The sequence below is a fragment of the Polaromonas sp. genome (genome assembly GCF_039930745.1).
Classification (GTDB): Bacteria; Pseudomonadota; Gammaproteobacteria; order Burkholderiales; family Burkholderiaceae_C; genus Polaromonas.
The window spans coordinates 1-12,255 of sequence record NZ_JBDTTH010000004.1; the positions used below are offsets into that span (position 1 = coordinate 1).

General features: G+C 63.2%; 12 protein-coding genes. 7 read left to right on the top strand and 5 right to left on the bottom strand.

What is annotated here, in order from left to right; genetic code table 11:
- The 5 genes from ABI660_RS02465 to cysS all read right to left on the bottom strand — a co-directional run.
- The coding region (locus tag ABI660_RS02465) for an aspartate kinase (RefSeq protein ID WP_348064604.1) at positions 1-1,144 on the bottom strand (1,144 nt) is incomplete at its 3' end.
- Positions 1,145-1,339: 195 nt separating this feature from the next.
- Positions 1,340-2,287 (bottom strand): tRNA lysidine(34) synthetase TilS, encoded by a 948-nt coding sequence (tilS, locus tag ABI660_RS02470; protein ID WP_348064606.1) that lies wholly within the window; start codon positions 2,285-2,287, stop codon positions 1,340-1,342.
- 32 nt (positions 2,288-2,319) lie between these two features.
- The gene (locus ABI660_RS02475) at positions 2,320-3,297 is read right to left on the bottom strand and encodes an acetyl-CoA carboxylase carboxyltransferase subunit alpha (RefSeq protein WP_077595674.1); all 978 of its coding nucleotides are present in this window, start codon (positions 3,295-3,297) and stop codon (positions 2,320-2,322) included.
- 193 nt (positions 3,298-3,490) lie between these two features.
- Positions 3,491-4,189, bottom strand: coding sequence for a DNA-3-methyladenine glycosylase 2 family protein (locus tag ABI660_RS02480; RefSeq protein ID WP_348064608.1), 699 nt, complete (start codon positions 4,187-4,189; stop codon positions 3,491-3,493).
- Between the two features lie 55 nt (positions 4,190-4,244).
- Positions 4,245-5,621: a cysteine--tRNA ligase gene (gene cysS / locus ABI660_RS02485; protein WP_348064610.1), complete on the bottom strand. Its 1,377-nt coding sequence runs from the start codon at positions 5,619-5,621 to the stop codon at positions 4,245-4,247.
- 279 nt (positions 5,622-5,900) lie between these two features.
- Here cysS and ABI660_RS02490 point away from each other — a divergent pair, with 279 nt between their 5' ends.
- The 7 genes from ABI660_RS02490 to ABI660_RS02520 all read left to right on the top strand — a co-directional run bounded on the left by ABI660_RS02490 (position 5,901) and on the right by ABI660_RS02520 (position 12,200).
- Positions 5,901-6,992 (top strand): tetratricopeptide repeat protein, encoded by a 1,092-nt coding sequence (locus ABI660_RS02490; RefSeq protein WP_348064612.1) that lies wholly within the window; start codon positions 5,901-5,903, stop codon positions 6,990-6,992.
- Between the two features lie 69 nt (positions 6,993-7,061).
- The gene (locus ABI660_RS02495) at positions 7,062-8,345 is read left to right on the top strand and encodes a L,D-transpeptidase family protein (RefSeq protein ID WP_348064613.1); all 1,284 of its coding nucleotides are present in this window, start codon (positions 7,062-7,064) and stop codon (positions 8,343-8,345) included.
- Between the two features lie 59 nt (positions 8,346-8,404).
- A complete protein-coding gene (locus ABI660_RS02500; protein WP_348064841.1) occupies positions 8,405-9,037 on the top strand; it encodes a peptidylprolyl isomerase in 633 nt (210 codons plus the stop codon).
- A gap of 6 nt (positions 9,038-9,043) precedes the next feature.
- Positions 9,044-9,553 carry a peptidylprolyl isomerase gene (locus tag ABI660_RS02505; protein ID WP_348064615.1) on the top strand — a complete coding sequence of 170 codons (510 nt, stop codon included), beginning with the start codon at positions 9,044-9,046 and terminating at the stop codon, positions 9,551-9,553.
- A gap of 24 nt (positions 9,554-9,577) precedes the next feature.
- Complete coding sequence (locus tag ABI660_RS02510) at positions 9,578-10,375, top strand: UDP-2,3-diacylglucosamine diphosphatase (RefSeq protein WP_348064617.1); 798 nt, start codon at positions 9,578-9,580, stop codon at positions 10,373-10,375.
- 3 nt (positions 10,376-10,378) lie between these two features.
- Positions 10,379-11,164, top strand: coding sequence for a M90 family metallopeptidase (locus ABI660_RS02515; protein WP_348064619.1), 786 nt, complete (start codon positions 10,379-10,381; stop codon positions 11,162-11,164).
- A gap of 139 nt (positions 11,165-11,303) precedes the next feature.
- Positions 11,304-12,200, top strand: coding sequence for a hypothetical protein (locus ABI660_RS02520; RefSeq protein WP_348064621.1), 897 nt, complete (start codon positions 11,304-11,306; stop codon positions 12,198-12,200).
- Positions 12,201-12,255: the final 55 nt, after the last annotated feature.

Consider the following 12,255-nt stretch of genomic DNA (forward strand, 5'->3'; position numbering starts at 1 on the left):
CCTCTTCGGCCAGCACGCGGAACATCTTGCTGGCGATGCCGACATGGCTGCGCATGCCGATGCCGACGATGCTGACCTTGCAGATCTTGGCGTCGCCGGTGATCTCCTGCGCGCCGAGCTTGGGCAGCACTTCGGCCTTGAGCAGGTCGACGGCGCGCGCGTAGTCGTTGCGGTGCACGGTGAAACTGAAGTCGGTTTTACCGTCCTTGCTGATGTTCTGGATGATCACATCCACTTCGATGTTGGCGTCGGCCACAGCGCCCAGGATCTGGTACGCAATGCCCGGGGTGTCGGGCACGCCAAGGATGGAAATTTTGGCTTCATCGCGGTTGAACGCGATGCCCGATACGATGGCTTGTTCCATTTTTTCGTCTTCCTCAAAACTGATCAGGGTGCCGGACTTGGCCTCTTCGTCGATGTCGATGTCCCAGGGCGTGAAGCTTGAAAGCACGCGCAGGGGCACCTTGTACTTGCCCGCAAATTCGACCGAGCGAATTTGCAGCACCTTGGAGCCCATGGACGCCATCTCGAGCATCTCCTCGAAACTCACGGTGTGCAGGCGGCGCGCCTCGGGCACGACACGCGGGTCGGTGGTGTACACGCCGTCCACGTCGGTATAAATCAGGCACTCGTGCGCCTTCATCGCAGCCGCCACGGCCACCGCCGAGGTGTCCGAACCGCCGCGGCCGAGCGTGGTGATGTTGCCCGCCTCATCGGAACCCTGGAAGCCGGTGATGATGACCACCCGGCCGGCGTCGAGGTCGGCGCGCACGCGTTTGTCGTCAATCGACTCGATGCGGGCCTTGGTGTAGGCGCTGTTGGTCTTGATGGGCACCTGCCAGCCGGCATAACTGACGGCGTCCATGCCCTCGGACTGCAGCGCAATGGCCAGCAGCGCACTGGAGGCCTGTTCGCCGGTGGCGGCCAGCGCGTCAAGCTCGCGGTGGTAGGCATCGTTCGCCTTGGCGGGGGCCAGCTCTTTGGCCAGGCCCAGCAGGCGGTTGGTTTCGCCGCTCATGGCACTGGGAACCACGACCATCTGATGGCCGGCGCGCGCCCATTTGGCAACGCGCTTGGCGACGTTGCGGATGCGCTCTGTCGAGCCCATCGACGTGCCGCCGTATTTGTGAACGATCAATGCCATTGCAGGGTGTCAATCAGGGGTTGTTGGTTGCGAGTTGCTTGCGGCGGCCTCTCCGGTTTTCACCCCGTACAGAAGGCTTGGGCCGCCAGCAAAGCTTTCAATTATACCTAGGACAACTACCTAGCCGCCCCCGCCGGAGGCTTGTTCCGGCTGGGCGCACAGCGCTGTTCAAGGCCTTGTCCGCACAAACGAACCCTAGCCGGCGTAATGCAAGTGGTCTCCCGCGCGTGTCACATGCCCTGACGCCACTTTCAGGTGAATCTGATGGCCGCGCGTGGTGCAGGCGGCCACCTGCACCAGCAATTGCTCAAGCTGTGCGGCGCTGGGCGTGGCCTGGTGCGCATCGAGCAACCAGTGGCGCAATGCATTGGCCTGCCGTGGAGAAGACAGAAGCTGCAGGGCCTTGATCTGCGGCGGGCTCCCCAGGCGTTGAAGGTCCTCGCGCGCCACTTCCGCCAGCAGCACCTGCGCCTGCGCGGCATGCCGGGCGCTGCGCGCAAAGGTGTCGCGAAACTGCGGGAAAGTTTCCGCCAACACCGGCAGCAGGCGCGCGCGAATACGGTTGCGGGTAAATCGCTCGTCGGCATTGGTGGGGTCTTCGATGAAGGTGGCACCGCGCCGCGCCAGCCAGGCGCGGATCTCGGGCGCGGGCACCTGCAACAGGGGGCGGTGATAGTCCAGGCCGCCACGCTGCCAGCTGGCGGGCATGGCGCTCAGGCCGGGCAAACCGGCGCCGCGGCTCAGCGCCAGCAGCATGGTTTCCACCTGGTCATCGGCGTGCTGGGCAAGCGCTATGCTTTTAATAGCTGGTTGCGCCCAATCTTCATGGGCCAGGGCCCGAAAAGCCTCATAACGCGCATTGCGGGCGGCGTCTTCCGGGCTTTCGCCCGGCGCATGCCCGGCCATGACGCGGCTCACCCGCAAGGGCACGTGCAGCTGCGCACAGACTGTTTCGCAATGGCCGACAAAATCATCGGCCGCGGCCTGCAGCCCATGATGCACGTGCAGCGCCCTCACCTGCCCCGGCCATTTTTCGGCGCAGGCCAGCAACAAGGCCGTGGAGTCCGCGCCGCCACTGTAAGCCACGGCCAGTGGCAGAGCGGGGGAAAAGACGCGCAGGGCGTCATCAACGGTGGTACTCATGGCATGCCGGCTATCGGTTGGCCGGCGGGCACTTATTTCGCGTCGGCCTTGGTGTCGGTGTAGCGGCCATAACTTTGCAGGCGCTCGTAACGGCGGTCCAGCAGCTCCTTGACCTTGAGGTCGCTGACCTGGCGGAAGGCGTCGTTGAGCGCGCGCTTCAAAAAGGCCGCCATCTGCTTGTGGTCGCGGTGCGCGCCACCCACCGGTTCGTTGACGATCTTGTCGATCACGCCGAGCGCTTTCAGGCGATGTGCGGTGATGCCCAGGGCCTCGGCGGCCTCTTCGGCCTTGTCGGAGGTCTTCCACAGGATGGAAGCGCAGCCTTCGGGACTGATGACGGAGTAAATCGAATACTGCAGCATCACCACCTGGTCGGCCACCGAAATCGCCAGCGCGCCGCCTGAGCCGCCTTCACCGATGATGGTGGTGATGATGGGCACCTCGAGCTGCGCCATCTCAAAAATGTTGCGGCCAATGGCTTCGGACTGGCCGCGCTCCTCGGCGTCGATACCTGGGTAAGCGCCGGGGGTGTCCACAAAGGTGAACACCGGCAGCTTGAACTTCTCGGCGGTTTTCATCAGGCGCAGCGCCTTGCGGTAGCCCTCGGGCTTGCTCATGCCGAAGTTGCGCAGGCCGCGCTCCTTGGTGTCGCGCCCCTTCTGGTGGCCCAGCACCATGCAGGCGGTGCCGTTGAAGCGAGCCAGGCCGCCCACAATGCTCAAGTCATCGGCAAAGTGCCGGTCGCCGTGCAATTCCACAAAATCTGTGAACAGCTCGTTGACATAGTCCAGCGTATAGGGCCGTTCGGGGTGGCGCGCAATCTTGGTGATCTGCCAGGGGGTCAGGTCGCTGTAGATGTCTTTGGTGAGCTGCTGGCTTTTTTTGGCGAGCTGGTCGATTTCTTCCGAGATATCGACCGCCGACTCGGTTTGCACGTAACGCAGCTCTTCAATTTTTCCTTCAAGCTCTGCAATCGGCTGCTCGAAATCGAGGAAGGTTTTTTTGGCCATGTTATGCCTCCTGACGAGCCGCCTCTAGGGAGGCATGGTCTTGCAGACCGCACTGCTGCGAGACGCAGCAGCTCTTTGTACCGTCCAAGCCTGCGCGGGCAGGCTTGGAGCCGCGGTACTCAGCCCCCTCGGGGGGCAGTGAACGAAAGTGAATGTCGGGGCTCATTTCTGCTCCTCAGGCTTGCTTTGAAATTCAGGTCTTCTCGGTGCCCAGAACCGGCAATGGGTCCAGCGAGCGCCAAATATACCAAGTTGCGACGCTGCAGTAGGGCGCCCAGGCGGCCGCCACTTCACGGGCATCGCTGCGACTCACCGATTCGCCAGAAAAATAGTTCTGGCTGATGCCGCTGATCAGGCCTACGTCGTCCAGCGGCAGCACGTTTGGGCGTGTCAGGTAAAAAATCAGGAACATCTCGGCCGTCCAGCGGCCAATGCCGCGAATGGCCACCAGTTCGGCAATGATGGCTTCGTCATCCATCGCCTGCCAGTCCTTGACGTGCACGGTACCCGCGTCGAAATGGATGGCCAGGTCCACCAGGTATTCGATCTTGCGCGCGCTCAGGCCCGCGGCGCGCATGTCGTCCACCTTGAGCTTGAGCACATTGCCCGGGGTCATCTTTTTCGGCAAAGCGTCAAAGCGGTGCCAGACGGTCTGTGCGGCCTTCACGGAAATCTGCTGGCCGACAATGCTGCGCGCCAGCGTGCTGAAGGCATCGCCGCGCGACTGCAGGCAAGCGTCGCCAAACTGCGGAATCAGGCGTTTCATCACGCGGTCTTTCTTGACCAGGTGTTTGCAAGCCTCGGCCCAGTAGCTGGGCACGATGGTGGTGACGCGCTCCGTCACATCGGCCAGCTCGGCACGGGCCGGGCCGCTTTTTACTATCTTTTTCATAGCTGCTTGCGCCCGTCCATCAAGGGCCAGAGGCCATTTTTCCCCAAAAATTGAATCAAGACTTCGCCTCCCAGGTCGTGCCGCCCGGCGAGTCTTTCAGCACAATGCCGCGTGCCAGCAAGTCCTGGCGAATACGGTCGGCTTCGGCAAAGTCCTTTGCGGCCTTGGCGGCGGCGCGCTGCTGGATCAGGCCCTGGATGGCTGTTTCGTCAAGGCCGGCACCGGCCTGCAAAAAAGCCGCAGGATCGTTTTGCAGCAGGCCCAGGCAGCCGCCCAGCGCCTTGAGCAAGCCCGCCAGATCGGCAGACCGGGTTTTGTTGATCTCGCCAGCCAGTTCGAACAGCACGGCCACGGCTTCGGGCGTGCCGAAGTCCTCGTCCATGGCCGCCTTGAAGCGGGCGGCGAAAGGGTCAGCCCAGTCGATGCTGACGTCTACCGGCTTGACGAGGTCAAGCGCGGTGTACAGCCGCTTGAGCGAATTGCGGGCATCGTCCAGGTGCGCGTCGCTGTAGTTCAGCGCGCTGCGGTAGTGCGCGCGCACGATGAAAAAGCGCACGGTCTCGGGGTCGTACTTTGCCAGCACCTCGCGGATGGTGAAGAAATTGCCCAGGCTCTTGGACATCTTCTCGTTGTCCACCCGCACAAAACCGTTGTGCACCCAGAAGCGGGCCAGGGGTTTGCCGTTGGCCGCTTCGCTCTGCGCGATTTCGTTTTCGTGGTGGGGAAATTGCAGGTCGGCGCCGCCCCCATGGATGTCAAAAGTTTCACCCAGGGTCTGGCAGCTCATGGCGGAGCACTCGATGTGCCAGCCAGGCCGGCCGAGGCCGTAGGCACTCTGCCATTTGGCGTCATCGGGCTCGCTGGGTTTGGCCGACTTCCACAACACGAAGTCGAGCGGGTCTTCCTTGCCGTCCAGCACGGCCACGCGCTCGCCGGCACGCAGTTCGTCCAGCGACTTGCCCGAGAGCTTGCCGTAGCCGGGAAACTTGCGCACAGCGTAGTTCACGTCGCCGTTGCCAGAGCGATAGGCCAGGCCCTTTTGCTCCAGGGTTTCGATCATGCCCAGCATCTGCGGCACATATTCCGTGGCACGCGGCTCCAGTGTGGGCGGCTCGATACCCAGGGCGCCAATGTCCTGGTTCATCGCCACGATCATCTCGTCGGTCAGCGCCCGGATGGAAATGCCGCGCTCCACGGCGCGTTTGATGATCTTGTCGTCGATGTCGGTGATGTTGCGCACATAAGTGACCTGGTAACCGCTGACCTTGAGCCAGCGCTGCACGATGTCAAAGGCCATCATCATGCGGGCGTGGCCGATGTGGCACAGGTCATAAATCGTCATGCCGCAGACATACATGCGTACATGGCCGGGAACCAGGGGCGAAAAATCTTCTACGGCACGCGTCAGCGTGTTGTAAATGCGAAGGCTCATGAAATTCTGGGTGTCAGTCCGGCAGGAAGCACCGGAACGGGGAGGAGTCGCTGGAACGGGGGCAGGTCATCAAGTGCATCAGCAAAGGGAAAAGCTGCTCCGGAAATCGATCAACGGGGAACGCGTGCGGTGATTTTTCACCGGGGCTTAAACTATACCCCTCAGATACAATCGCCCAGTATATCCAGCTAGGAGCCCTTGCACCCTGCAGCCAGCTGCAGTGCCGGCTTTTTCAGACTCCTGTTTCATACCAGCCACCCCATGCGTTCCAGAGGAAATATGTCCAAGTCAGCTTATCTTTCAACCCAGGCGCTGCCGACTGTCCTGCGCTGGCTGGCATTGGCTGCAACCCTGTTCATGACGGCTGCGCATGCCGACGATTATGCCGAGGTGAACGCCCTCGTGCGTGGCGGCCAGCTGACACAGGCGCTGGCCAAGGCTGACCAGTACCTGGCCGCCAAACCGCGCGACCCGCAGATGCGCTTTATCAAGGGCGTGATCCAGACCGAAGCTGGCAAGCCGAACGACGCAATTGCCACCTTCACCAAAATCACCCAGGACTATCCGGAGCTGCCGGAGCCCTATAACAACCTCGCCGTGCTCTACGCCGGCCAGAACCAGTTCGACAAAGCCAGGGCCGCCCTGGAAATGGCCATACGCACCAACCCGAGCTACGCCACCGCCCATGAAAATCTGGGCGACGTGTATGCCAAGCTGGCCAGTCAGGCCTATAGCAAGGCCCTGCAGCTCGATGGCGGCAACAGCGCCGTGCCGCCCAAGCTGGCACTGATACGCACACTCTTCAATACCGAACCCAAGGCGCAGAAACCTGCGGCAGCCACCGCCGTACCTCCCGCCGTGACTGCCCAGGTGCCTGCGGCGCCGGCCAAACCAGCGGCAACAGCTCCCGCGGCTGCAGCACCAGCTAAACCGGCAGTGGTAGCGCCAGCCACACCACCTGTAGCTGCGGCACCGGCAGCCCCTGCGGTGACGCCAACTCCCGCGCCTGCAGCCGCGGCAACCGCCAGCGCCGCCGAACAAGACGTGGAAAGCGCCGTCAAGGCTTGGGCCGGTGCCTGGGCGGCCAAAGACCTGAATGCCTACTTCGCAGCCTATGGCAAGAACTTTGACACGCCCGGCAAGCAGACCCGCAGGGACTGGGAAGAAGAGCGGCGCGCCCGCATCGTCGGCAAGTCGCGGATCAGCGTGAAGGTGAGCGACCTGTTGATCGACGTCAAGGGCAGCAAGGCCATCGCAAAATTCAAGCAGGACTACAGTGCCGACACGCTCAATATCTCCAGCCGCAAGACCCTCGAGATGGCCAAAGCCGGAGAGCGCTGGCTCATCGTCAGGGAATCGACGGGCGGCTGATGCCCGCCACCAGACCGGCGCCCTCTCTCAGGCACTTAGCTGACTTCTCTGGCTCCTGACCATCCTTCCATGCAACGGGCATCCGCCACCCTTCTTGTCACCGCACTGTCGCTGTTCTGCGGCGCTGCGCTGGCCAAAGACGCGGAAAAGAAAAAACCCGCGAGCAAGGCAACACCGGCCAATGCGACGGCCAGCCAGCACAAGACCGGCGCACCCCGACCGTCAGCCCGACTGGTGCACCAGGACGGCGAAGCCGAAGCTCGCCTGATCGAGATCTACAAACTCGCAGGCCAGGCCAAGGGGCGCGAGGCCCTGGCCAAGGCCGAACGCCTGGTCCATGACCACCCCAACTTCCAGCTTGCCCAACTGGTCTACGGCGACCTGCTGACAGCGCAGTCACGCCCACTGCGTGCAATGGGCGACGTCTCCGAAGCGGAGGCCAAGGCCGGCGCCAGTTCGCTGGCCGAACTGCGCCAGGAATCCCTGATGCGGCTGAAGGCGCTGCGCGACCGACCCGCGCCGGGTACTATTCCCTCCCAGTTCCTGGCCCTGGCGCCGCGTAACAAACATGCGATCGCGGTCGACGCCTCGCGGTCCCGTTTGTACCTGTTCGAAAACACCGCCACCGGCCTGAAGCTGCTGAGCGACTACTACATCTCGCTGGGAAAATCCGGCATCGAAAAAGCCGTCGAAGGGGATTTGCGCACCCCGCTGGGCGTTTATTTTGTCACCAGCAACCTCGACCCGAAGTCGCTCAAGGACTTTTACGGCTCCGGCGCCCTGCCCATCAACTACCCCAATCCGCTGGACATCAAGCGCGGCAAGACCGGTGGCGGTATCTGGCTGCACGGCACCCCGCCCACCCAGTTCTCGCGTGCGCCGCTGGCCACCGACGGCTGCGTGGTGCTGGCCAACCCGGACCTGGAGCGCATCATCCGGACCGTGGAAGTGCGCAGCACCCCGGTGGTGATTGCACAAAGCCTCACCTGGGTAGCGCCGCACAGCATCAAGGCCGACAGCAAGTCCTTTGAAGACGCGCTGAACAGCTGGCACCAGGCCAAATCCGGCGGTGACCTGGCCGCGCTGGTCAGCCTGTACAGCAGCGACTTCAACAGCTACGGCAAAACCCGCGATGACTGGACCGCCGTGTTGCGCAGCGAAGTCGAAAAGCGGCGTGGCCGGACGGTGCAGCTCAAGGACTTGTCCTACCTGCGCTGGACCGACAGCGCCGATACCATGGTGGTCACCTTTGGCGAGGTACTCAGCGGCTCGCGCACCGGCCCGGTCCGGCGCCAGTACTGGGTGCGCCAGGGCAAGCAATGGAAGATATTTTTTGAAGGAGTGATTGGATGACTTTCAGCAACAAGGCCCTTGGCCGACGTGCCTGCCTGATAGTGGCGGCATTGGGCCTGATGGCCAGCCAGGCCTGGGCGCAAGGCGCGGGCAGTGCACCCAAGGTGAAGTTTGCGACCAGCGCCGGCGATTTTGTGGTCGAAGTCTATCCCGACAAGGCGCCGAAAACCGTCGAGAATTTCCTGCAGTACGTAAAAGACAAGCACTACGACGGTACGGTGTTCCACCGTGTCATCGAAAACTTCATGATCCAGGGCGGTGGCTTTGACGCTGCCTACAAGCAAAAGCCCACCCGCCCGCCGGTTGCCCACGAAGGCCGCGAAGCGCTGGCCAAAGGCGGCGACAAAAACGTGGTCGGCACGCTGGCGATGGCCCGCACCAACGACCCGCATTCCGCCTCGGCGCAGTTTTTCATCAACGTCAAGGACAACGACTTCCTCAACCCCACGCCGATCCCGCCCGGCGACCCGGTGCCGCGGTTCGAGTACCAGGGCAAGGTGTATGAAAACACCCCGCGCGCCCAACTGGTCAACGCACCGCAGCTTTTTGGCTATACCGTGTTCGGCAAGGTGGTCAGCGGCATGGACGTCGTCAACAAAATCAAGGCCACCCCCACGGGCGCAGGCGGCCCTTTTCCGGGCGACGTACCCAAAACACCCATTCTCATCAACTCTGCAACCCTTTTGAAGTAAGCCATCATGAGCAATCCCAAAGTCGAACTCCACATTGCCGGCCACGGCGTCATCACCCTTGAACTCGACCAGGACAAGGCGCCGAAGTCGGTCGCCAACTTCCTGAGCTATGTCAACAAGGGCCACTACAACAACACGGTGTTCCACCGCGTGATCCCGGGCTTCATGGTCCAGGGCGGCGGCTTCGAAGTCGGCATGAAGCAAAAGCCGACCGATGGCGAGATCGAAAACGAAGCCAACAACGGCCTGAAGAATGAGCACTACACCGTGGCCATGGCGCGCACCAATGCACCTCACTCCGCCAGCTCGCAGTTTTTCATCAACGTGTCGGACAATGCCTTCCTGAACCACACCGCGCCCAACGCTTCCGGCTGGGGCTATGCCGTGTTCGGCAAAGTGGTCAGCGGAAACGACGTGGTCGACAAGATCGCTGCCGTCAAAACCGGCCGCAAAGGTTTTCATGACGATGTGCCGCAAACCGACGTGGTGATCGAAAAAGCTGTTGCACTGGCCTGAGTTCCGTCCGGACCGAGCCTGCCGGTGAAAATTCCGTCCACCGAACCCCGGATTGCGGAGCTTCACGCGCCGCCCTCCTGGGCTACGGTGGACTTCATATCCGACCTGCACCTGCAGGCCAGCGAGCCTGCCACCTTTGCAGCATGGCAGCACTACATGGAAAGCACCCCCGCCGACGCGGTGTTCATCCTGGGCGACCTGTTTGAAGTCTGGGTCGGTGATGACGCTGTCGGCAACAAGCTGCCCGACGGCGCTGACAGCAGCTTCGAGGACCGCTGCGTCCGCGTGCTGGGCCAGGCGGCCGGCCGCCTGGCGCTTTTTTTCATGCATGGCAACCGCGACTTCCTGGTCGGCCAGCGCCTCATGGACCTGTGCAACACCACCCTGCTCGCCGACCCGACCGTGCTGGACTTCAACGGCCAGCGCTGGCTGCTCTCGCATGGCGACGCGATGTGCTTAGGCGATGTGGACTACATGCAGTTTCGCCGCCAGGTGCGCAGCCCCCAGTGGCAGCGCGCCTTCCTGGCCAGGCCGCTGGCCGAGCGCCAGGCCATCGCACGCGGCCTGCGCGAGCAAAGCGAGGCCCGCAAAAAATCCGGTGCCCCCTATGCCGACGTGGACGCCGCAGCCGCCCTCGGGCAGTTGCAGGCAGCAAAAGCGCAGATCCTGATTCACGGCCACACCCATCAGCCGGCGGTGCACGACCTCGGCCACGGCCATTCGCGCGTGGTGCTCAGCGACTGGGACGCTGCAGCCCCCGTCCCACGCGCCGAAGTGCTGCGCCTGACGGCCGGCGGCCTGCGGCGCATCGCCCTGCTGTAAGGCATGCTGAACTGGTTGCGCCAGCTGTTCGGACGTCGCAGCACGCGCCCCGGCACCATTCCCGACGCCCTCTGGCAAGCCACGCTGGCCGCCTGCCCCTTCCTGGCAGCGCGCCCGGCGGCCGAACTGCTGCAACTGCGCGGCCTGGCCAGCGAGTTTCTGGCACACAAGGAGTTCACCGGTGCGCACGGCCTGGTGGTCACCGACGAGATGGCCGTGGCCATTGCCGCGCAGGCCTGCCTGCCGGTGCTGCACCTGGGTTTGGGCTGGTACGACGATTTTGTCGGTATCGTGGTGCACCCCGGCCAGATGCTGGCGCGCCGCGAAAGGCTGGACGAGGCCGGTGTCATGCACCGCTATAGCGAGGTGCTGGCCGGCGAAGCCATGGACCGCGGCCCCGTCACGCTGAGCTGGCAGGACGTGGCCTCGGCCGGCTCCCTGGCCGGGCACGGCTACAACGTGGTGATTCACGAGTTTGTGCATAAGATCGACATGAAGGACGGTGCCGCCGACGGCTGCCCGCCCCTGCCCTCGCGCGCGGCCTACGCGGCCTGGCGCGAAGTCATGCAGACAGCCTACGACAGCTTTCGCGAGCAGGTCAGCATGGCTGAACGTTTTGGCGGCGAGGCCCCCTGGCTCGATGCCTATGGTGCAACGGCACCGGCAGAGTTTTTTGCGGTGACCTGCGAAGCCTATTTCGTCAACCGCGAGCGCTTCACCCGGGATTTTCCCGCACTGACACGCCTGTACGATCAATTTTTCAAGGTAAATTCGCCTTCAGCCCTTTAGCCACGGGCACAATCAGCTATACATTTAGTAGCAACCCCCGATCCTCCGGGTAAGCGCCTGTTTATTTTTCGCGGCTTTTAACCCCATCGCCGCGCCTCGTTCGTTTCAGTCAGCTCCACCCACTTTTTATGGAGCTCACGTGAAAACCACCCTTCTTGCCTTTTCCCTGGCACTGACCACCGCCGCCTTCGCCCTGCCGGCCCATGCCGTGGGCAGCATGGCCGACGTGACCGTGATTGACCGCCACTCCGGGGCCACGCTCCCGGTGTACCGCCACCGCGGCGAATACTGGGTGGCCGGCCAGTTCGGCGCAAAATATTCCATCATGGTGCGCAATCGGATCGGCGAACGTGTACTGGCGGTGACCACCGTGGACGGCGTCAATGTGCTCAGCGGCGAAACCGCCGCCTGGGAGCAGACCGGTTATGTGTTTTCACCCTGGCAGCGGTACGCGGTGACCGGCTGGCGCAAAAGCAGCAGCGAGGTGGCGGCCTTTGAATTTTCCACAGTAGGCAACTCCTATGCCGGACGCACCGGGCGACCCGGCAACGTGGGCGTGATCGGCGTGGCGTTGTTTCGCGAAAGGCTGCCCGAACCGGTCGCCCAGGCGCCCGCCTATTCGCAGCGGGATGAATCACGCGACAAATCTACCGGGCGCTTGCGCAGCGCCCCGCTGGCTTCTCCGGCGCCGGCATCGCCCCCCGCCACAGGCAGCGCCGGACTGGCCGACCGCAGCGAGGAATCTTCGGCTCAGGCTGAGCGCTCGGCTTCTTCGTCCGCCGGCAACCTGGCCAAAGCGGCCCCACGGCTCGCGCCCCAGCTGGGCACAGCCCATGGCCAGCGTGAGACCTCCATGGTGTCGCACACCACTTTTGAACGCCTGCAGCCGCAGCCCAACGAGATCATCCGCATTCGTTATGACAGCCGCGAGAACCTGGTGGCCGCTGGTGTCATCCGTGAGCCGGTGGTGCATTTGCCACTGCCCAACCCGTTTCCACAGTCGGCCAACACCTCTTACGTGCCGGATCCTTACTAGCCCCCACGGTTGCTCACTGCGTGTAGCGCCCTGCCCCTTGCACCGGAAAAGGGGC

Bases quoted from the DNA above. Each gene is read 5' to 3' on its own strand.
- tilS (WP_348064606.1), bottom strand. From the start codon at position 2,287: ATGAGTACCACCGTTGATGACGCCCTGCGCGTCTTTTCCCCCGCTCTG.
- ABI660_RS02475 (WP_077595674.1), bottom strand. From the start codon at position 3,297: ATGGCCAAAAAAACCTTCCTCGATTTCGAGCAGCCGATTGCAGAGCTT.
- ABI660_RS02480 (WP_348064608.1), bottom strand. From the start codon at position 4,189: ATGAAAAAGATAGTAAAAAGCGGCCCGGCCCGTGCCGAGCTGGCCGAT.
- cysS (WP_348064610.1), bottom strand. From the start codon at position 5,621: ATGAGCCTTCGCATTTACAACACGCTGACGCGTGCCGTAGAAGATTTT.
- ABI660_RS02490 (WP_348064612.1), top strand. From the start codon at position 5,901: ATGTCCAAGTCAGCTTATCTTTCAACCCAGGCGCTGCCGACTGTCCTG.
- ABI660_RS02495 (WP_348064613.1), top strand. From the start codon at position 7,062: ATGCAACGGGCATCCGCCACCCTTCTTGTCACCGCACTGTCGCTGTTC.
- ABI660_RS02500 (WP_348064841.1), top strand. From the start codon at position 8,405: ATGGCCAGCCAGGCCTGGGCGCAAGGCGCGGGCAGTGCACCCAAGGTG.
- ABI660_RS02505 (WP_348064615.1), top strand. From the start codon at position 9,044: ATGAGCAATCCCAAAGTCGAACTCCACATTGCCGGCCACGGCGTCATC.
- ABI660_RS02515 (WP_348064619.1), top strand. From the start codon at position 10,379: ATGCTGAACTGGTTGCGCCAGCTGTTCGGACGTCGCAGCACGCGCCCC.